An 18,840-nucleotide genomic window follows, 5' to 3' on the forward strand; every position below is an offset into this window, starting at 1 on the left:
CAGGTAGCTCAGCGCGCCCAGTTCCAGGCACTGAAGTGCGATCACGTCGTCGGCGCGCATCGAGTAGACGACGACCCGTCGCCCTGCCTGCACCAGCCTGCGCAGGTCACCCATCGCCGGGGTCGGTCCACCCAGGTGCAGGTCGAGAATGACCACATCGGCCTGGGCACCCTCACCGAGCCACGCGACGCGGACGTCACTGCCCGAGGCGGCCACCCGTATCGGCGGTGTTCCGCAGGACAGCCAGTGGGTCACCCCGGCCAGCACGGCTGGGTGGTCATCGACGATCACGGCGCTCAGCTGCTCCTCGTCTGCCATCTGGCCTCCATTCGCACGTACTCGCCATAGGTGTCATAGTCGACTGCGACCTGCGCGGAGGCCGCGGTGACCATGTCGGTGTCGGTGCCGGCATCCGCCATCACGGCAACCCGCACGTCCTCGTGGGTGCGCAGCACACTCACCCGCGCGTGGGACCGCGCCGCCGCCAACGTCGCCACGACCGGGCTGGTGAGTTCCCGACGCACCTCGGGGGGCACCGCCACGGCCGCGCCGCTGACCGCCAGCGACACCTCGATGCCGCGTCGTTCGGCCTCATCGACACAGGCGGTGACTTCGTGCACCAGCGGATCAGGGACCTCGTCGTTCTCGGCGAACAACCTGCGGAGCTGGGTCGCCGCGAGGGAGCACCGTCGTCGGGTGTCGTCGTCGCGGGGGTCCAGCACGCCATCGGCCAGGTCCGCCAGTAGCGGCAGTGTCACACCCAACTGCCCGGCGAAGACGCTGCGCTGTTCCCGTTCCCACTGCTCGACCGCCATCACCCTGGTGGTCAGCTGCTCCTGCTCGGCAGCCACCGACATCGCCTGACGGGTTCTGTGGTGCAGCATCCGCGAGATCGGCACGACCGCCAGCTGGATGCTGGCAGTGCCGAACGCGACGATGCCCGCGGCACCGATCCCGGCGCGGTCCGGCACGACCGCCAACAGGAATTGACCAACGCTCACCGTCAGGTGCACGGCCATGGCGGTGAGCAGCACGGGCACGCGGTCCAGGAGCAGCAGCAACAGATGCCACCCCACCAGGCCGAACGACCAGTCCGGTGTGCCGAAGTGCTGGCCCGGTGGCAGGACGCGGGTGGCACCGGCCGAGGCTGCCAGCGTGACCGCCGTGCCGACCACCACGACGGCGGCCGGTATGGGCTTTCGGCGCACCACCCACACGCCACAGGCCGCCGTGACGAGCGCCAGTGCCGTGAAAGCGGCCACGGCGACCCACTTCGGCCGGTACTCATATTCGACCAGCGGCCGTACGCACAGCCCGAATTGCACGACGCCGGTGACGCACAGCAGCGCAATCCGCATCGTGGAGTGCACGTGGTCGCGCGCGGCGCGGCTCTCAGGCACCGGGCCACACCAGCCGCACCGAGGTCCCCGTACCGGGGCGCGAGGTGACAAGGGCGCTGCCGCCGGCCGCGGTCATGCGTTCGACGATCGAGCCACGAATGCCGCGGCGGGAGTGCGGCACCTCGCCAGGGCAGAACCCCACGCCCGCGTCGTCGACCGCGACGACCACGCGGTCCTCCTCGACGTGGACGCTCAGCGTGGCGTCGCGTACTGCGGCGTGCCGCTCGACGTTGGCCAGCGCTTCACGTACCGCCCGCACCAGCGCGAGTGCCGCCGACGCGGGCACCACCGTCCCTTCCCGCCAGCGGACGTCGACGGTCAGTGGAGTCCGGTCCACGACGGAGCGCAGCGCGGCGTTCAGGTCCACCGGGCTGTCCTGCGAGGACTGTCCACCCGTAGCGCCGGTGAGCACGGTCAGGTCGTGCCGTGCGTACTCGGCCACCTGCCTGGGGTCGGTATCCCGGCCGTGCGTCGTCACCAGGAGAAACGTCGCCGACGCCGTGTCGTGCAGCAACGCGAGGAACTCCCGTTCCTGGGAGTGCCGCGCCACCGCCACCGCCTCGGCCCGCGCCAGCGCTGCCCGGCGTGCCCGCAACACGTCCACACGCCTGCTGGACCGCTGCAACAACACGAACGCCAGACGCGCCATGACGCACTCGACCAGCAGCCGCAGGCCGACCGCGCTCCCCTCGTCGACGCCAACCATCGTGAAGCCGACCACGAGCAGCCCGGCCGTGACGGGCAGTGACACCTTTGGCGGCCAGTCCCACTGCAGGGTGATCGACGTCGTGGTCAGCGCGTTGAGTGCCCACTGACTGGGCTTTCCATCGGTCCACTCCTGCGTCGCGCAGATCGCCGCGACACGCACCACCGCGAACGCAAGGGCCAGTGGCGCCGCACGCTCGGAGAACCCGGCCTGGCAGTCCACCACGGCACCGACCACCATCAGCCCGAACAGTGCGGACCCCAGCGGGAGGGCATCGCCGGGAACCGTCAGAAGCCCGAAAGCGCTGATGAGCAACAGCACGGATCCACGCATGGGCGCCGCGTACCGGCGTGCCATGGCCAGGAACTCCGCCTCTACGCTGCCCGGCCCTGAACTCGACGGCATGGCGATCTGTCATGTCCTGCGGCAGGAGCAGGACGCCTGCGTCCGCGCCACAAGACTGCGATCGGCTTCGATAACCACGCGAAGACCCTAACAACGGGGGCCCCTGTTTCACATCGGCCGGCGCCGTCGCCGTGATGCAGCTCGACGATCGGTGAGGGTGGGTCTGGTGGATGGCTCCCTGCCCTCAGTGGCCGTCGGTCGAACGCACGATGCCTGCCGTTCGTGCCCTGTCTAGGTTCGGGCGCACAGCACCCCTCGACGTGGGAGTCGGATGATGGCAGGCGACGGGTTCCGCAGACGGACCTTCTTGTGCGCAACGGTGGCGGCCGGTACCGCCACCGCGGTCGGTATCGGGGCGCGCGCGGCCGAGGCAGCCGTCCCGGTTTCTACAACCCCTTCGGTGGCTATCCGATCACTGGGACCTGGCAGGAACATCTCAACCGGGGTTCGCTCGGCGGCATCGACTACGGCATGCCCGTCGGCACGCGACTGCCCGCTGCGGGCGGCGGTGTCGTGACCAACGATCCGAACAACGGCACCGGCGGCCAACGGAATCAGAATTCTCTACAGCCGATAACGTGATCCGGGACCTGCGGCCGCTCGGCATCGACCCGCATATCCCCTGGTTGAACATTCCTTTGTCGAGTGACCAGGGCTGCCGGGGTGCCGTCGTCGCAAAAAGCGGGTGAGTGCGGGCGGGGATCGGCGAACAGCAGCCGGATGCACGTTGGGCCTGATCTGCAGGACTTTTTCAAGGGGAGATTTGACATGACCGCTTTCCTGGGGCGGCTTGCGGTGGCCGCCGCGGTTGCCTTCGTGTTGCCGGGTACCGCCGCGGCGGTACCCGCCGCCGCGGCGGTGCCGGCCGGCACGGTGTCCGGCATTGACGTTTCCACCTGGCAAGCCGGTATCGACTTCGCCGATGTCCGGGCCGACGGCTACCAGTTCGTGATCGTGAAGGCTGGCGGCTCCCAACTGTCGGAGGGCCCGTACACCGGCTCGCAGTACGCGATCCAGGTGGATGGCGCGCGGGCAGCGGGGCTCAGGGTCGGCCACTACTGGCTCGCTGGAGACTTCCAGGCCCCCGTTCAGGCTGCTGACTACCTTGCCGACCATCTGCACGACTATCGGCCTGGTGACGTGATCGCGCTGGACAACGAGGTGCTCGACGACTCGACGAGGCTGTGGAACGACACCGAGGTCGCGACATTCTTCCAGCGCATGCGCGACCGGATCGGCAACCACGTGCCCTGGCTGTACATGGGTGCGGCAGACCTGCGCTCCGGGACGTGGCCCCAGACGATCGCGGCCGGCGTGAAGCTCTGGGTGGCGTCGTGGGGCGCCAACAACGGCAGCTACCCCGGAGAGCCGAACCTGGGCGGCGCCTACCCGACATGGAGTGCGCACCAGTACAGTTCGTCCGGATCGACCGGCGGTATCGCCTCCGTGGACCTGAACGTGGCCAAGCCGAGCGCGTTCGAGATCGTCGACGGCGCACCGGTCGACCCGCCGCCGGACGACCCACTGCCCAAGACGACCACCGAGCAGGACGGCATCCCCGGCCCGATCTTCTACCAGCGGATGCAGAACTGGCTACGGATCACCGCCGGCTACACCGGCCCGATCGACGGCGTGCCCGGCGTGAACACGTACGCCGCACTGCAACGAGCCATGCGCAACTACGGCTACACCGGCCCCATCGACGGCATACCAGGGCCGAACACCTGGAAAGCGGTACAGCGACTCGCCTCCGGCTGGGGCTACACCGGCCCGATCGACGGCGTGATGGGACCGAACTCGTGGCGGGGCTTCGCCCGCTTCCTCAACCAGGACCAGTGGGACTAACCTGCCACCATCCAGGCAATGGCCGACTCACCGCACGGCGACGCCGACGAGCAGACGAGGTCCAGGTAAGCCTGACAGGCTTGCGGCCCCACTCGATGGCGCGGCGCACCCGGAGACTCGGGTGCGCCGCGCGGGGGTGCCGAACGGCCGGGCTCGTCAGGGGTCGCCGTCGAACTCGGTTCGCGGTGCCCGTCAGCGGCTCCGGTCGACCTCGATCCGGGCCTCGTCGGCCAGGCGGTAGCCGACACCGTGGACGGTGGTCACCAGCGGCGTGTCGGCGCCGAACTTGGCGCGCAGCCGGCGGACGTGCACGTCGACGGTGCGGGCCACCGCGTGTTCGTAGCCCCAGACGTTGGCGAGCAGTTGGAGGCGGGTGAAGACCTGGCGGGGTCGCTCGGCCAGGAACAGCAGCAGGTCGTACTCGATGCGGGTCAGCGCCACCGCCCGGGTGCCGTGGTGGACGACCCGGGGCCCGGCGAGGATCCGGACCCCGTCGGGGCGACCGGCGTCCGGGGCTGGGGCGGGGTCCGCGACGGCCGCGGCTCCGCCCGCGACGGCTGGGACCGGGCGCGGCGCCGCCGGCGGGCCATCGGCGGCGGCCGGGCGCACGCGCCCCTCCCCCGACTCGGCGAGTTCGCCGATCAGCTCCAGCAGCCGGGCCAGGCGGGGGCTCAGCGGCCCGGAAGCGACGTCGAGGGTGATGGTGAGGGTCGGTGCGGAGCGCGGGCGGACGGGCCCGGGGCGGCCCGCCGGCTGGGGCCGGGGGGTGAGGGCGACGACGGACATGGAGCCTCCTGGGGACGGCGGTGCCGCCACGCCCGGTGGGGCGGGACGGTCAGGACGGCGCCCGGCCGGCGGTCACCGGGGGCGCGGGAGCGGACGGACGGGGTGGCGGGGTGGGGCCGAGGACGGGCAGGCCGGCGAGCCGCCAGGCGACGAAGCCGCCGATCACGTCGGTGGCGCGGTGCAGCCCGAGGTCCCGCAGGGCGGCGGCGGCCAGCGAGGAGGTGTAACCCTCCTGGCAGATGACCACCACCGGCAGGTCGTAGCCGACGGCCTGCGGCAGCCGCGCCGGGCAGCGCGGGTCGAAGCGCCACTCCAACACGTTGCGTTCGACCACCAGCGAGCCGGGGACGGTGCCGTGCGCTGCCCGCTGGGCGGCCGGGCGGATGTCGACCAGCAGCGCCCCGCCGCGACAGGACAGATGCGCCCGCTCGGGATCCAGCCGGTCGAGCCGCGCGCGGGCGGCGGTCAGGATCTCGTCGACGCCCCGGGAGCCCGGCGGCGGCGCCGGGGCCGGACAGGCGTGCGGGTCGGTCTGCGGCATGGTCGTTTCCTCCGGTGGGTGCTGACGGTCGGTGGCGCGGGACGGTGGGGCGTTCACCAGGCGACCCCGGCCTCGGCCACCTCGGCGGCGCGGAGCCGGCCGTCGGCGAGCAGGTAGCGGGTCATCCGGCGCAGGGCGGGGCGGTAGACGTGGACGCTCACGGCCGGCTCGTCGCCCCGGTTGGTCACCTGGTGCACGTGTCGGGGCCCGAAGCGACGGCCGGAACCGGCGGCCAGGTGGTGCGGGCGCAGCCGGCCCCCGCTGACGGTCTCCTCGGTGAGGGCGCCGGCCACGACGAGGAACGCGCCGCCCGAGCCGCCGTGGTCGTGCAGGTCGGTGCCCTGCCCGGGCAGCCAGCTCAGCGCCCAGACCTCGTGGTCGGCGGTCTGGGCGAGCCGGGCGTACCACCGGGAGGCCGGGTCGAAGCACAGCGGCACCGGCCATCCGGCCGGGTCGGCGGCCCACGCACCGGCGATGGCGAGCAGGTCGGGCTGGCGACGGTCGGTCATGGCGGTCCTTCGGGGTACGGCGACGTGCGGAGCCCCAGCTTAGCCTGCAAACCCTATGGGTTTAGTAGGTAATTCCGCATGCCGGGACACGGGCGTCCACGAGCCGGTACGGGTCAGCGCCGGACCGGCGGCTCCACCCGGTAGCCGGGGACCGACGGCCAGCGGACGGTCAGCACGACCGCCTCGCACTCGGCGTACCAGGAGTGGTCCACCCCGCGCCCCCACACCACGTAGTCGCCGGGCTCGCGCAGCACCACCGTCCGGTCCGGCAACTCGACCCGGAAACGCCCGCTGACCAGCACCAGCAGGGCAGTCCGCCGCTCGCCGGTCGCCCATCGGGAGCGCGCCTCACCGGCCGGGTGCACGCCCCACTTGACCTCGACGTCGGTGCTGTGCCGAACGGCGCCGGGCGGCATGAAGTGGCCGAGCAGCCAGCCGGCGTTCGTCGCACCGTCGACGCCCGCCTTGCCCACGTACACCGTGCCGTCCATCGATCCCTCCCCAGCGCGCCGGCCGAGCAACCTACCAGGCTGCCGCGCGACTAACCTGGACCGGTGAGTGAGGAACTCGACGCCGAGACGCTGGCGTTCGCGCACCGGATGTTCGACCTGGCGCGCGACGGCGGCACAGACGAGCTGGCCGACTACGTCGACGCGGGGCTGCCGGTCGACCTGACCAACGACAAGGGCGACACCCTGCTGATCCTGGCGGCGTACCACGCCCACCCGGAGACGGTCGCCGCGCTGCTCGCCCGGGGTGCCGACCACGCCCCCACCAACGACCGGGGGCAGACGGCGCTGGCCGCCGCGACGTTTCGCAGCAGCGCCGACGCGGTCCGGGCGCTGCTCGCCGCCGGGGCCGACCCGCACCACGGCAACCCGTCGGCGGTGGAGACGGCCCGCTTCTTCGACCTGCCCGAGATGCTCGCGCTGCTGACGGCGCCGGCCGGCTGACGGCGACGGCCCCCGCGCCCGGGTCCCGGCCGGTATACAGAGGCGGTGGAAGATCCGCTGCCCGAGCAGATGCGCACCGCCGGCACGGCGCTGCTGGCCGCGCTGGACGAGCCCGCCCGCGCCCGCGCCGCCCTCCGGTTCGACGACGAGCAGGCCCGGCGCTGGCTGGAGTACCGGCCGCGACCCCGGCCCGGGGTGTGCCTGGCCGACCTGGACCGCGCCGGGCGCAAGGCCGCGCACCGGCTGCTGGCCACCGCGCTGAGCCCACCGGCGTACGCCCAGGCGATGGCGATCGTCGCGCTGGAGGAGGTGCTGGACCGGGCGGAGGGATGGCGCCGGGGCCGGCACAGCGGCGACTACTGGGTGGCCGTCTTCGGCGACCCGGCCCGGGACGACGCGTGGGCGTGGCGGCTGGAGGGGCACCACCTCTCGGTGAGCATGACCGTGGTGGCCGACCAGGTCTCCCCGGCGCCGATCTTCCTCGGCGCCAACCCGGCCACCGTCCGGTACGCCGGCCACCCCGTCTCCCGGCCCCTGGGCGTCGAGGAGGACCTGGGCCGCGCCCTGCTGGACGCCATCGGTCCGGCAGGCCGGGCCGCCGCGATCGTCGCCGACGAGGCGCCCGGCGACATCATCAGCGCCACCCGCGCCCGCGTCGACGCGCCACTGGAGCCGCTCGGGGTGCCCGCGGACCGGCTCGGCCCCACCGGGCGGGCGCTGCTGGACCAGCTCGTCGCGCTCTACCTGGACCGGCTCCCGCCCGAGCTGGCGATCCGGGAGGCACGCCGGCTGGCCTCGGGGCAGCTGCACTTCGCCTGGGCCGGCCCGACCCGCCCCGGCCACCGCCACTACTACCGCGTGCAGGGCGACGACCTGCTGATCGAGTACGACAACACCACCGACGACGGCAACCACGCGCACACCGTGCTGCGCCGCCCGGCCAGCGACTTCGGCGCGGACGTCCTGGCCGCCCACCACGCCGAATCCCACCCGACCCGCTGACCCTCCCCCGGCCACCCTCTCCGCCTCGCGGTCTCGCACCTTCAGCCCTCGGATCGGGTGGAATTGCCACCTTCGTCAGGGCGCCAGGTGCAAGATCGCGGGGACGGCGGGGGTGGGGTGGGTCAGGGACGGGAGCGGGCCAGGTCGACGGTGGAGCCGGAGACGCCGCCGCCCAGCGCGTCGAAGGTGGTCGCCTCGGCCCGGCGGCCCGCGTCGAACAGCCGCACCAGCCGGGCGCCCAGCCGGACGCCGACCGCGCCGACGGCCAGGGCCACGACCTCGGTGAGCAGCAGCACGACGCTGGCGCCGCGCTGCGGCGCGTCCGCGCGGACGAGGCAGGACACCAGGAACAGCGCGGCCATCGCCACGTTCACCAGGTTGAAGGTCACCGCCGTGCGCCGGGTCCGACCGCCCGGCACGTCCCACAGGTCGATCATGCCGGCCACGGCGGCCAGCGCGGCGGCGAACAGGGCCGCCACCGAGCTCCAGTAGCCCACCTCGCCGAGGAAGGCCGGCCCCCCGAGCACGTCGGTCAGGTCGAACACGGTCGCGCTCACGAAGAGCCCGAACGGGAACGTCACCAGCATCGGTTGGATCGGGTGGCCCTGCACCCGAAGCCGGCTCTGCATCGTTCCTCCCCCAGGTCGGCTCACCCCACGAATCCAGAGTGCTACCCGGGCGCTCCCAGGGCGAAACGACACGCGCCCCCATCGGCCCCGGATGTCACGGCTGGCAGGGACGGCGGACGGGACGGCGACGGGGCTCAGGTGTCCCGGGGACGCGACACGGTGCTGACCAGCCGGTCGGCCACCTCGCGCAGCGGGATGTCCAGCGACGACGCGGCGCTGCGCAGCACGTCGAGAGCCTCCTCGGCCGGACAGCCGCGCTGGGTCATGATGACCCCGATCGCCTGCCCCACCACCCCGTCGCCGAGCAGCGACGAGTCCAGCTCCCCGGCCCGGGCCGCCCGGCGCGCCCGGTCGCGGACCGCCGCGAGGAGCAGCCCGGCGTGCTCGGCGAGCAGCATCGCGGTGAGCTGGTGCCCGGGGGTGAGCAGGTCGGCGGCGCCGGCGTAGAGGTTGATCGCCCCGATCACCTGCTCGTCGACGTCGACGGGGGCGGAGATCACGCCGTGCACGCCCAGCTCCCGCGCGTGGGGCGTCCACACCGGCCAGCGCGGCTCGCGGCCCAGGTGCTCGGAGAGGATCATCTCCCGCCGCCGGATCGCGTCCATGGCCGGCGAGTCCGGGCCGTGCCGCAGGTCGTCCAGCCCCGCCAGCCGCTCGTCGGAGGCGGCCACGCCGGCCGGCTCCCCGGCCCGCAGCGCGGTGAAGCCGCACCAGCTCACGCCGTCCACCGCGTCCCGGCCGATGCGCACCAGCGCCGCCAGCGCCTCGTCGAAGTCGTCGACGGCGATCAGCCCGGCCGTCAGCTCCCGCAGCAGGGCGGCCGTCTCCAGGACGCCGAGCCGCTCCACCGCCGGGTCCCGCATCTCCAGGTTCACCGCGGCACAGCCTCCACCGACCCCGCGCCTGCCCCCGCGCGCCCGACCGGCGCCGTCACCCGTTCCATCTTCTGATCTCTCCCGACTCTTCGGACCCGCCCTACTACCCTCGCAAACCGGGGTCGAAACGGCGCAAAAGGGGGCCCCTTCCGGCGCCACATGGCGCGGAAGGGGCCCCGACGCGTCAGCGGGAGCCGGCGCTGAGCCGTCGACCCACGGAAGCGATCAACCGGTCCAGCTCGGAGCCGAACGGGTTGTCGTGCACCAGGTACGTCCAGGTGGCGCTCGGCCGCACGAGCTTCGCCTCGTCCGGCTCCCAGTCCTCGCCGAACTCCGTCTCCTCGAAGGTCGCGATGGTCCGCTTCTCGATCTCCGGGATCAGGTTGTTGAACGCCGGCACCGCCGCCCGGTGGAACTCGTCCAGCGGGTCGAGCCGGCCGAGCGCCCGCAGGTGCACGCCCTCGCGCACCTCGGACAGCTCGGCGAGGTGCTCCGCCCAGAGCCGGTCGAGGTGGTAGAGGGCGATCGACCGGGCGACCCGGGCGAGCAGGTCCTCGTCCATCTCCTCGGCCTTCTCCGGCACCCGGTCCAGCAGCATCAGCGCCGCCACGTCGCTGGTCAGCAGCCGCTCCCGCCGCTCGGCGAGGGCCTTGCGCTGCTGCTCGATGACCACGCTGTAGCGCCAGGTGTTGCGGTGGATCTCGTGGTTGACACCCTCGGCGACCCGCTGGGCGTGCTCGACGGCGTAGTCGACCTGCTCGTCGGTGACCAGGCCGTCGGCGTTCATCCGGGGCGACGCCGGGACGGCGTCGCCGGCGTGCCGGACGACCAGGTCGTCCTCGAGACTGACGAAGAAGACCGAGCCACCCGGGTCGCCCTGGCGGCCGGCCCGGCCGCGCAGCTGGTCGTCGACCCGCCGGCTGTCGTGCCGGCCGCTGCCGATCACGTAGAGGCCGCCCAGCTCGGCGACCCGCTCCCGGTCGGACTGGTCGCTGCCGCCGAGCCGGATGTCCACGCCCCGGCCGGCCATCTGGGTGGAGACGGTCACCGCGCCGTACGCGCCGGCCTCGGCGATGATCGCCGCCTCCTCGTCGTCGTTCTTGGCGTTGAGCACCACGCAGGGCACCCCGGCGGCGTTCAGGCCGGCCGCCAGCCCCTCGGACTCCTTCACGTCCAGCGTGCCGACCAGCACCGGCCGCCCCGCCGAGTGGCAGCGCGTGATCTCGTCGATCAGCGCCTCCTCCTTCTCGGCGCGGGTGGCGTAGATCCGGTCCGGCTCGTCCTCGCGGACGCACGGGGTGTTCGGCGGGATCACCGCCACCTCGAGGCCGAAGAACTCCCGGAGCTGGTCGCCCACCAGCACCGCGGTCGCCGTCATGCCGCACACCGTCGGGTAGAGCGCGATGTACGCCTGCACGGCGATGGTGCCGAGCACCTCGCCCTCGGCGGTCGCGTCCAGGCCCTCCTTGGCCTCCACCGCCGCCTGGAGCCCGTCCGGCCAGCGGCGGCGCTGGGCCACCCGGCCACGCATCTCGTCGATCAGCTCGACGGTGCCGTCACGGACGATGTAGTCGACGTCGCGGTGCAGCAGGGCGTGCGCGTGCAGCGCCACGTTCACCGCGGAGAGCTGCGCGACGTGCTCCTCGTCGTACAGGTCGATGCCGAGCTTGGCCTCGACGGCGGCCAGGCCGGCGGCGGTGAAGGCCACGCTGCGGCCGTCCTCGGCGACCGTGTAGTGCTTGCCCTTGCGCAGGCCGCGCACCAGGGCGGCGGCCGCGTGCACCGGGTCCTGCTCGCCGGCGACCGCGCCGGCGAGGACCATCGGCACCCGGGCCTCGTCGATGAGGATCGAGTCGGCCTCGTCGACGATCGCCGTGCGCAGCGGCGGCTGCACCCGGTCGTCGATGTCGGTCACGAGCTGGTCGCGCAGGTAGTCGAAGCCGGCCTCGCTGACGGAGACGTAGGTGACGTCGCAGGCGTACGCGTCGCGCCGCTCCTGGGGGGTGGATGCCTCGTTGACCCAGCCGACGGTCAGGCCGAGCAGGGTGTAGACGGGCTCCATCCACTGGGCGTCGCGGCGGGCCAGGTAGTCGTTGACGGTGAGCACGTGCACCGGGCCGTTGCCGAGCCGGACGTGCCCGTACGCGGCGACGGTGGCGGTGAGCGTCTTGCCCTCACCGGTGGCCATCTCGGCGACCTTGCCCGAGAGCAGGGCCATGGCGCCGAGCAGCTGCACGTCGTACGGCCGCTGGTCGATGCCGCGGCGGGCGGCCTCCCGGCCGATCGCGCAGATCTCCTCGTAGCCCGTGGCCGTGCCGGCGGCCTCGGTCAGCTCGGCGTCGTCGAGGGCCGACAGCTTCTCCTCGCGCGCCTCGATGGCCGGCAGCAGCTTCTCCAGCGGCCCCAGGTCGACCGTCGTCCCCGGGCGCTGGAGGAACCGCCGGAACCTGCTCTTCAAGCGTTGCGACACACCCATGAGCGGCAACGGTACGCGACCGGGCCGGGTAGTGGCGGCCCGCCCGGCGCGGCGCCGCGCGGGTGTCGCCGCCGGGCGGGTCGGGCGGCCGGCCGCTCAGGTCACCAGGAGCTGGTGGGCGGCCAGCTCGCGGTAGAGCGGGCTGGTCACGGTCAGCTCGTCGTGGGTGCCGGTGGCGGCCACCCGCCCGCCGTCGAGCACCACGATCTGGTCGGCGTCGACGACCGTGGAGAGCCGGTGCGCCACGATCAACAAGGTCCGCCGGACGGCCACCGCGTCGATGGCCCGGCGCAGCGCGGCCTCGTTGCGGGCGTCGAGGTTGCTGGTCGGCTCGTCGAGCAGCAGCACCGGCGGCCCGGCCAGCAGGGCCCGGGCGATCGCCAGCCGCTGCCGCTCGCCGCCGGAGAGCAGCACCCCGCCCTCGCCCACCTGCACGGCCAGCCCCTCCGGGGCCCGCTCGGCGAGATGAGCGAGGTTGACCTCGTCGAGCACCGCGCGCAGCCGGTCGTCGGTGGCGTCCGGCGCGCTGATCAGCAGGTTCTCCCGGAGCGTGCCGGCGAGCACCGGCGCGGACTGCTCGACGTAGCCGAGGCGGGCGCGCAGCGCGTCGCGCGGCAGGTCGCGCACGTCCACCCCGTCCAGCCGCAGGGTGCCCCCGGTCACGTCGTAGAAGCGCTCGACCAGGGCCAGCAGCGTCGACTTGCCGGCGCCGGAGGGGCCGACGAGTGCCGTACGGGTGCCGGCCGGCACGGTGAAGCTGACCTCGCGCAGCACCGGCGGGCCGCCCGGGTAGTGGAAGTCGACCCGGTCGAACTCGACGGCCGCCGGTGCCCCGTCGACGGTGCTCGGCCAGGTCGGGGCGGTGGCGTGACGGACGGGCACGGGGCGGTCGGCCGCGCCCTCGGTCGGCACCGCGAGCACCTCCTCGATCCGCTGCAACGCGCCCAGCCCGGTCTGCAACTGCGCGTAGGCGTGCACCGCCTGGCCGAGCGGCAGCACCAGGAAGAACAGCAGCATCACGAACGCGACGAGGTCACCGACGGTGATCACACCGGCCGCCACCCGCGCCCCGCCCACGCCCAGCACCAGCAGGAACGCGCCCTGGATCGTGACCGCGCTCACCGGGCCGACGAACGCCTGCACCCGGGCCACCCGCAGCCCCGCCGCGTACGCCTGCGCCGCGCTGGCGCCGACCGTGTCGGCCTCGCGCCGCTCCGCCCGGGCCGCGCGGATCGTCCGGACGGCGGAGATCGCCCGCTCCACCGCCGAGGTCATCTCCCCGATGCGCTCCTGGGCGGTCCGGGCCAGGTTGCGCATCCGGCGCGCGAAGGCGACCGCGAAGCCGACCCCGGCGGCCACCCCGAGCAGGGTCACCCCGAACAGCACCGGGTCGAGCAGCACCATCGCGCCGGCCGCGCCCAGCACCATCACCGCGCCGGTGACCACCTCGAACAGCCCGGAGGTGACCACCGCCCGCAGCAGCGTGGTGTCCGAGCCGACCCGGGACAGCAGGTCGCCGGTGCGGCGGCGGTCGTACTCGGCGATCGGCAGCCGCAGCAGGTGCCCGGCCAGCCGCCGCCGGGTGCCCAGCACGACGCCCTCGGCGGTGCGTTGCAGCAGGTAGTCCCGCAGCCCGCCGAGCGCCGCGGCCCCCAGCACCAGGGCGACCAGCGCCGCCACCAGGCCGGCCACCGGCCGGGCCGCGGACACGCCGTCGAGCACCGCGCGGGTGAGCAGCGGCTGCGCCAGCGACGCCGCCGCCCCGGCCAGCGACAGCGCGGCCACCACGGCGAGGGTGCCGCGGTGGGCGCGCAGGTACGGCAGCAGGGCGGCGAGGCCGACCCGAGGCTCCCCGGGGGCGGTCGCGGGGCCGCCGGCGGGAGCCTCGGCGGCGGCGGGAGCCTCGGCGGCGGCTGCGGGGGCGTCGGCGGTCACGACGGGGTCCTGGCGGTCATGTCCGCCAACGGTAACCGGCCCCGGCATCCGTCCCGGCCGGACGCGGATGTCAGACGGTCAGCACCACCTGGAGCTCCTGCCGGCGCCGCTCGGCCAGGTCGGTCAGCAGCGTCGGCGCCTCCTCGAACGGCACGACCGCCGACACCAGGTGCTTGCGGACCACGTCCCCGTACGCCCGCAGCAGGTCGATCGTCTCGGCGGAGAGGCGCTCGCGGTCCCAGGTCGGGGCGAGCCCGCGCGGCACCCGGCCGATCTGCGCGCAGCGCAGCGACAGTCCGTTGTGGTGGAACTCCTCGCCGAACCGCACCGCGTCCGCGCCGGCCTGGTAGAAGGCCAGGTCGACGACCGTGCCCTGGGGGCGCAGCAGGCGCAGCGCGAGCTGCAACGCCCACGCCTGCCCCCGGCACTGGAACACCACGTCGGCGCCCCGGTCGCCGGGGCCGTGCGCCCAGCGGGTCTTGAGGACCACCGCCGGGTCGTCGGCCTCCGGGTCGAGGGTCTCCAGGCCGAGCGCCTCGGCGACGGCCCGCCGCTGCGGGGTCGGGTCGAGCACCACCACCGAGGCGGCACCGTGCCGCTTGGCGAACAGGGCGGTGAGCAGGGCCACCACCCCGCTGCCGACGACGGCCACGCGGCGGCCCCGGACGCCGTCGCCCAGCGACCGCACGTCGGCGCCGTGCAGGTCGGCGGCGGCGTGCAGCACCCCGTTGGCGCAGATCGGCCCCATGTGCGCCACGTAGACGCCGAGCAGCGGGTCGATGTCGTCGGGCAGCGGCACGAACCGCTCGGCGACCGGGTCGGCGACCCAGCCGGTGCGGTGGCCGTACGTCATCGCGCCGACGGTGCCCACGGCGACGGCCGGGGTGCGGCTCTCCACCACCCGGCCGACCTGCATGTAGCCCAGCCGGGTCACCGGGTAGGGGGTGCTCGCGCCGCCCGGCTGGAACAGGCCGAGGTCGGCGTTCCAGGTGACGTGCAGGTAGGGGTTGGTGCCCTTGACGTAGCTCAGCTCGGTGCCGGCGGAGACGCCGCTGAACAGCGTCTCGACCCGGAACGTGCCGTCGGTCAGCTCGGCGGCGTCCTGCTCGACCAGTTCCACCCGGCCCGGGCCGCTGACCACCACCACCTTGTCACGCATCGACGGTCACCCCCGTGGCGAGCGGCGCGGCGGCCGGGCGGTCCAGGCGTACGGTCCGGCCGGTGCGGGCGGAGTCGGCCACCGCGAGGGCGAGCCGCTGGGTGCCGAGCGCCTCGGCGTACGGGACGCGGACGTCGTCGCCGACCCCGCGGACCGCGTCGACGAAGGCCCGGTCGACGGCCACCCGGGCGGCGTCGGGGTCGGCGTCGAAGCGACGTTCACCGTCGGCGTCGCGGACCACCAGGCTGTCCTCGGCCAGCGACAGGGCCAGCCCGTCGGCGAGGATCTCCACGCCGGCACGGTGTTTCCAGCCGAGCACGCAGGCGGCGGTCAGCGTGCCGACCGCCCCGCCGGCGAAGCGCAGCGCCGCGGTGGTCACCGAGTCGATGTCGGCGCCGTCGACCGGCGGCGGCGTCCCGTTGCCGTACGCGGTGACCTCGGTCGCCTCCCCGACCAGCGTCCGCACCAGGTCCAGCACGTGGGCGGCCTGCTCCACCACCGGTCCGCCGGAGCGGTCCCGCCTGGACCACCAGGCGACCGGGGGCACCTTGTCCCACCAGGCGCCGCTGACCATTCGCACCGGACGGCCGGCGAGCAGTTCCCGCGCCTGCTGCACCACCGGCAGGTACCGCCAGTGGTGCCCGACGCCGGTGAGCAGCCCCCGCCGGGCGACCAGGTCGGCGATCCGCTCGGCCGTGGCCAGGTCGACCGCGACGGGCTTCTCCACGAACATCGGCACCCCGGCCGCGATCACCGCCTCCTCCGCCGGGCCGTGCGCGAACGGCGGCACGCAGACGTACACCGCGTCCGGCCCGGCGGCCAGCAGTTCCTCCACGTCGTCGAAGGTCCGGGCGCCGTGCGCGCCGGCCAGCTCCGCCGCCGCCGCCGGGACCACGTCGGTCACCCCGAGCAGTTCCACGTCCGCGAAGCCGCCGAGCACCCGGGCGTGGCGTTGCGCCACCCCGCCGGCCCCTACCAGTCCCACCCGGCACGTGCGCATGTAAGAACCCTTCCGCCACGGTTTCACGTTCCGTCGGGTGCACTCCCCCCGTGTGGGCGCGATCAAACGTTCACCAGGGGGGAACCCGGCCGCGTGACCTCCGTGATCAAGCTGTTAGGCATGCTGCGGTTAGCGCGTGCGCTGTAGTGGGAAAAACAGAACGGGTTTTTCCGCCACGATCAGGGGGTGCCTGTGCGGAATACGGAGACGATGGTTTCACCGGTGGTGGAGGCCTGGGCCACCTACCGCACCACGTCCGCAGCCGACTGGCCGGCACGGCGGCTGCTGCGCGCGAAGGGCGACAGCAGGGTCAGCGTGGTCCTGCCGGCCCGCAACGAGGAGGCGACGGTCGGCGCGATCGTGTCGACGATCCGGGAGCACCTGATGGACCGGGTGGCCCTGGTGGACGAACTGATCGTGGTGGACTCGCGCTCCACCGACCGCACGGCGCAGGTGGCCCGCGCCGCCGGCGCGGAGGTGGTCGGCCAGGACGCGATGACCCGGGGGCTGCCCCGGCTGACCGGCAAGGGCGACGCGCTCTGGGCCGGGCTGGCCGCGGCCGAGGGGGACGTCGTCGCGTTCGTCGACGCCGACCTGCGGGAGTTCCGCCCCCACTTCGTGACGGGGCTGATCGGCCCGCTGCTGACCGACCCGTCGGTCGACTTCGTCAAGGGCTTCTACCACCGCCCGCTGGTCGGGACGACCGGGGTGGAGGCCGACGGCGGGGGCCGGGTGACGGAACTGGTGGCCCGGCCGATGCTCAACCTGTTCTGGCCGGAGCTGGCGGGCTTCGTCCAGCCGCTCGCCGGTGAGTACGCCGGCCGTCGGGAGGTGCTGGAGCGGGTGCCGTTCGTCTCCGGCTACGGGGTCGAGACGGCGATGCTGATCGACCTGCTCGACCTCGTCGGGCTGGACGCGCTGGCCCAGGTGGACCTGGGCGAGCGCAAGCACCGCCACCAGGACACCGCCGCGCTGGGCCGGATGTCGGCCCAGATCATGCTCACCGTCTGGTCGCGGTTGCAGCGACGCGGCTGGGCGGCCCCGGGCGCGATGCCCGCCGCCCTGCTGACCCAGTTCCGGCGCGGCGGCTCCGACGCGCTGCCCCACCTGGACCGGGAGATCGTCGTCAACGACGTCTCCATCGAGGAGCGCCCGCCCCTGGCGGAGCTGCGGCACCGGATTCCCCGCCGACGGGTGGCCGCGGCGTGACCGCCCGCTCGCACCAGCGCGCAGGTGACCGGTCGCGGACGGCCCAGGGCCCCGCCGAGGGAAGGAACCCCGCACGATGAGCCTCACCGTCCTGATGAACGCCGGTCCGTGGCTGTCCGTGCCGCCGCCCGGCTACGGCGGCATCGAGAACGTGATCGCGACGCTGGTGCCGGAGCTGCGCCGCCTCGGCGTACGGGTGGTGCTCGCGTCGGTCGACAGCAGCACCCTGCCGGTCGACGAGAAGCTGTCCGTCTTTCCCGACGGGCAGTTCCACGCGCTGCAACGGCCGTACAACCAGGTCTGCGGCATCTCCCAGGCGCACCTGAACGGGGTGGTGCGCGCGCTGCACTCCCGCGACGACATCGACCTGGTGCACGACCACGTGGAGGCGGTCGGCCTGGCCACCCTCGCCGCGATGGGCCCGGACGCCCCGCCTGCGCTGCACACGCTGCACTGGGACCTGGCCAAGCACCCGGCGCTCTACGGCAACCTGGACGGCGGCGACCGGGTCCGGGTCAACGGGGTGTCCGCCTCGCAACTGGCCCGCGCGCCCCGGGCGCTGCGGGAGCACTCCGTGGGGCACGTGCACCTGTCGACCCCCCTCGCCGTCGACGCCGACCGGCGGCCGGGCGCGGAGAAGGGCGACTACCTGGTCGTCCTGGGCCGGATCAACCCCGGCAAGGGCCAGGACCTGGGGGCCCGCATCGCGCACCGGGTGGGGGTGCCGCTGGTGCTCGCCGGGCCCGTCGGGCCGTACCACCGGCCGGAGGACCTGGCCGCCGCCGGGGACGAGGCACGGCAGAACCCGGACGTCCGGTTCTTCTACGACGAGGTGGCGCCGCACGTCGACGGCGACCTGGTCCGCTGGGTGGGCACCGTGGCCGGGCAGGAGCGCGACGACCTGCTGGCGGGCGCCCGCGCCTCGCTGTTCCCGCTGCGCTGGGAGGAGCCGGGCGGTACGGCGGTGGTCGAGTCGCTGGCCCTGGGCACGCCCGTGGTGGCGACGGCGCGGGGCTGCCTGCCCGAGCTGATCGAGCACGGGCGCACCGGCCTGCTCACCACCGACGAGGACGAGCTGGCCGACCTGCTGCTGGCCGCCAGCCTCCTCGACCCCGACGAGTGCCGGCGCGAGGCCGCGGCGCGCTTCACCCCCGCCGTGATGGCGGAGCAGTACGTGGGCCTCTACGAACGGGTCCGCCAGCTCGCCGCCGCACCGCGGCTGCAGCCGGTCTGATCCCACGCTCCGCGCCCGGGGCCGGGCTGCCTGGCAGGCGGGCCGCCCCGGGCGTCGCGTGCCCGGGCCGCCGGAGGGGCACGGGGCGGCTCCGGTCGTCTCGTGCCCGGCACGAGGAGAGATCCGCCGGCCGCGGGTTTGGCGGGATGAGGAGCGGGAAGGCGCGAACGGCCCAG

General features: G+C 74.0%; 19 protein-coding genes. 6 read left to right on the forward strand and 13 right to left on the reverse strand.

The genetic code is table 11. From position 1 onward, the window contains the following. From AB0L34_RS11005 to AB0L34_RS11015, 3 genes are all read right to left on the reverse strand, one after another. Positions 1 to 318 (reverse strand): response regulator (locus tag AB0L34_RS11005; protein ID WP_363703876.1); only part of this gene is annotated, 318 nt, incomplete at its 3' end. Further along, positions 297 to 1,400, reverse strand: coding sequence for a hypothetical protein (locus AB0L34_RS11010; RefSeq protein ID WP_363703878.1), 1,104 nt, complete (start codon positions 1,398 to 1,400; stop codon positions 297 to 299). The genes AB0L34_RS11010 and AB0L34_RS11005, both read right to left, overlap by 22 nt. After that, positions 1,393 to 2,427, reverse strand: a complete 1,035-nt coding sequence (locus AB0L34_RS11015) for an ATP-binding protein (RefSeq protein ID WP_363703880.1) — start codon at positions 2,425 to 2,427, stop codon at positions 1,393 to 1,395. The genes AB0L34_RS11010 and AB0L34_RS11015 overlap by 8 nt, the downstream gene beginning before the upstream one ends. Positions 2,428 to 2,820: 393 nt before the next feature. Between AB0L34_RS11015 and AB0L34_RS11020 the strand changes: the two genes are divergently transcribed. Both AB0L34_RS11020 and AB0L34_RS11025 read left to right on the forward strand, forming a co-directional pair. Next, entirely contained in the window at positions 2,821 to 3,093 is a 273-nt protein-coding gene (locus AB0L34_RS11020) for a hypothetical protein (RefSeq protein ID WP_363703882.1), read from the forward strand. Positions 3,094 to 3,279: 186 nt separating this feature from the next. Next, positions 3,280 to 4,356 carry a GH25 family lysozyme gene (locus tag AB0L34_RS11025; RefSeq protein WP_363703884.1) on the forward strand — a complete coding sequence of 359 codons (1,077 nt, stop codon included), beginning with the start codon at positions 3,280 to 3,282 and terminating at the stop codon, positions 4,354 to 4,356. A 192-nt stretch (positions 4,357 to 4,548) separates the two neighbouring features. Here AB0L34_RS11025 and AB0L34_RS11030 read toward each other — a convergent pair whose 3' ends face one another. The 4 genes from AB0L34_RS11030 to AB0L34_RS11045 form a co-directional block, all read right to left on the reverse strand. Further along, a complete protein-coding gene (locus tag AB0L34_RS11030; protein WP_363703886.1) occupies positions 4,549 to 5,142 on the reverse strand; it encodes a winged helix-turn-helix domain-containing protein in 594 nt (197 codons plus the stop codon). Positions 5,143 to 5,191: 49 nt separating this feature from the next. Continuing rightward, positions 5,192 to 5,683: a rhodanese-like domain-containing protein gene (locus tag AB0L34_RS11035; protein WP_363703888.1), complete on the reverse strand. Its 492-nt coding sequence runs from the start codon at positions 5,681 to 5,683 to the stop codon at positions 5,192 to 5,194. A 53-nt stretch (positions 5,684 to 5,736) separates the two neighbouring features. Next, positions 5,737 to 6,192, reverse strand: coding sequence for a cysteine dioxygenase family protein (locus tag AB0L34_RS11040; protein WP_363703890.1), 456 nt, complete (start codon positions 6,190 to 6,192; stop codon positions 5,737 to 5,739). Positions 6,193 to 6,305: 113 nt separating this feature from the next. After that, entirely contained in the window at positions 6,306 to 6,683 is a 378-nt protein-coding gene (locus AB0L34_RS11045) for a signal peptidase I (protein WP_363703892.1), read from the reverse strand. A 63-nt stretch (positions 6,684 to 6,746) separates the two neighbouring features. On the opposite strand from AB0L34_RS11045, the gene AB0L34_RS11050 reads away from it, so the two are divergent. Next, positions 6,747 to 7,145 (forward strand): ankyrin repeat domain-containing protein, encoded by a 399-nt coding sequence (locus AB0L34_RS11050; RefSeq protein WP_363703894.1) that lies wholly within the window; start codon positions 6,747 to 6,749, stop codon positions 7,143 to 7,145. Positions 7,146 to 7,190: 45 nt separating this feature from the next. Beyond that, positions 7,191 to 8,147, forward strand: coding sequence for a DUF3500 domain-containing protein (locus tag AB0L34_RS11055; protein WP_357463712.1), 957 nt, complete (start codon positions 7,191 to 7,193; stop codon positions 8,145 to 8,147). A 122-nt stretch (positions 8,148 to 8,269) separates the two neighbouring features. On the opposite strand, the gene AB0L34_RS11060 is transcribed toward AB0L34_RS11055, so the two are convergent. The 6 genes from AB0L34_RS11060 to AB0L34_RS11085 form a co-directional block, all read right to left on the reverse strand. Beyond that, positions 8,270 to 8,776 carry a DUF2231 domain-containing protein gene (locus tag AB0L34_RS11060; protein WP_363703896.1) on the reverse strand — a complete coding sequence of 169 codons (507 nt, stop codon included), beginning with the start codon at positions 8,774 to 8,776 and terminating at the stop codon, positions 8,270 to 8,272. 134 nt (positions 8,777 to 8,910) lie between these two features. After that, positions 8,911 to 9,651 carry a GAF and ANTAR domain-containing protein gene (locus AB0L34_RS11065; protein ID WP_363703898.1) on the reverse strand — a complete coding sequence of 247 codons (741 nt, stop codon included), beginning with the start codon at positions 9,649 to 9,651 and terminating at the stop codon, positions 8,911 to 8,913. Between the two features lie 184 nt (positions 9,652 to 9,835). Beyond that, a complete protein-coding gene (gene secA2, locus AB0L34_RS11070) occupies positions 9,836 to 12,127 on the reverse strand; it encodes an accessory Sec system translocase SecA2 (RefSeq protein WP_363703900.1) in 2,292 nt (763 codons plus the stop codon). Positions 12,128 to 12,223: 96 nt separating this feature from the next. Further along, positions 12,224 to 14,062, reverse strand: coding sequence for an ABC transporter ATP-binding protein (locus tag AB0L34_RS11075; RefSeq protein ID WP_363703902.1), 1,839 nt, complete (start codon positions 14,060 to 14,062; stop codon positions 12,224 to 12,226). A gap of 70 nt (positions 14,063 to 14,132) precedes the next feature. Then, the gene (locus AB0L34_RS11080) at positions 14,133 to 15,221 is read right to left on the reverse strand and encodes a zinc-binding alcohol dehydrogenase (RefSeq protein WP_357463727.1); all 1,089 of its coding nucleotides are present in this window, start codon (positions 15,219 to 15,221) and stop codon (positions 14,133 to 14,135) included. Beyond that, positions 15,214 to 16,221 carry a Gfo/Idh/MocA family oxidoreductase gene (locus AB0L34_RS11085; RefSeq protein ID WP_363703904.1) on the reverse strand — a complete coding sequence of 336 codons (1,008 nt, stop codon included), beginning with the start codon at positions 16,219 to 16,221 and terminating at the stop codon, positions 15,214 to 15,216. Before AB0L34_RS11085 ends, AB0L34_RS11080 begins: the two co-directional genes overlap by 8 nt. 192 nt (positions 16,222 to 16,413) lie before the next feature. Here AB0L34_RS11085 and AB0L34_RS11090 point away from each other — a divergent pair, with 192 nt between their 5' ends. Next, positions 16,414 to 17,430, forward strand: a complete 1,017-nt coding sequence (locus tag AB0L34_RS11090; RefSeq protein WP_363703948.1) for a glucosyl-3-phosphoglycerate synthase — start codon at positions 16,414 to 16,416, stop codon at positions 17,428 to 17,430. A 76-nt stretch (positions 17,431 to 17,506) separates the two neighbouring features. Beyond that, positions 17,507 to 18,664, forward strand: a complete 1,158-nt coding sequence (locus AB0L34_RS11095; protein WP_363703906.1) for a glycosyltransferase — start codon at positions 17,507 to 17,509, stop codon at positions 18,662 to 18,664. Positions 18,665 to 18,840: the final 176 nt, after the last annotated feature.

The sequence above is a fragment of the Micromonospora sp. NPDC052213 genome (assembly GCF_040679695.1).
Lineage (GTDB): Bacteria > Actinomycetota > Actinomycetes > Mycobacteriales > Micromonosporaceae > Micromonospora.

Excerpts from the sequence above, each read along its gene's own strand:
- secA2 (WP_363703900.1), bottom strand. The coding sequence starts at position 12,127 with ATGGGTGTGTCGCAACGCTTGAAGAGCAGGTTCCGGCGGTTCCTCCAG.
- AB0L34_RS11060 (WP_363703896.1), bottom strand. The coding sequence starts at position 8,776 with ATGCAGAGCCGGCTTCGGGTGCAGGGCCACCCGATCCAACCGATGCTG.
- AB0L34_RS11080 (WP_357463727.1), bottom strand. The coding sequence starts at position 15,221 with ATGCGTGACAAGGTGGTGGTGGTCAGCGGCCCGGGCCGGGTGGAACTG.
- AB0L34_RS11040 (WP_363703890.1), bottom strand. The coding sequence starts at position 6,192 with ATGACCGACCGTCGCCAGCCCGACCTGCTCGCCATCGCCGGTGCGTGG.
- AB0L34_RS11085 (WP_363703904.1), bottom strand. The coding sequence starts at position 16,221 with ATGCGCACGTGCCGGGTGGGACTGGTAGGGGCCGGCGGGGTGGCGCAA.
- AB0L34_RS11035 (WP_363703888.1), bottom strand. The coding sequence starts at position 5,683 with ATGCCGCAGACCGACCCGCACGCCTGTCCGGCCCCGGCGCCGCCGCCG.
- AB0L34_RS11045 (WP_363703892.1), bottom strand. The coding sequence starts at position 6,683 with ATGGACGGCACGGTGTACGTGGGCAAGGCGGGCGTCGACGGTGCGACG.
- AB0L34_RS11030 (WP_363703886.1), bottom strand. The coding sequence starts at position 5,142 with ATGTCCGTCGTCGCCCTCACCCCCCGGCCCCAGCCGGCGGGCCGCCCC.
- AB0L34_RS11025 (WP_363703884.1), top strand. The coding sequence starts at position 3,280 with ATGACCGCTTTCCTGGGGCGGCTTGCGGTGGCCGCCGCGGTTGCCTTC.
- AB0L34_RS11095 (WP_363703906.1), top strand. The coding sequence starts at position 17,507 with ATGAGCCTCACCGTCCTGATGAACGCCGGTCCGTGGCTGTCCGTGCCG.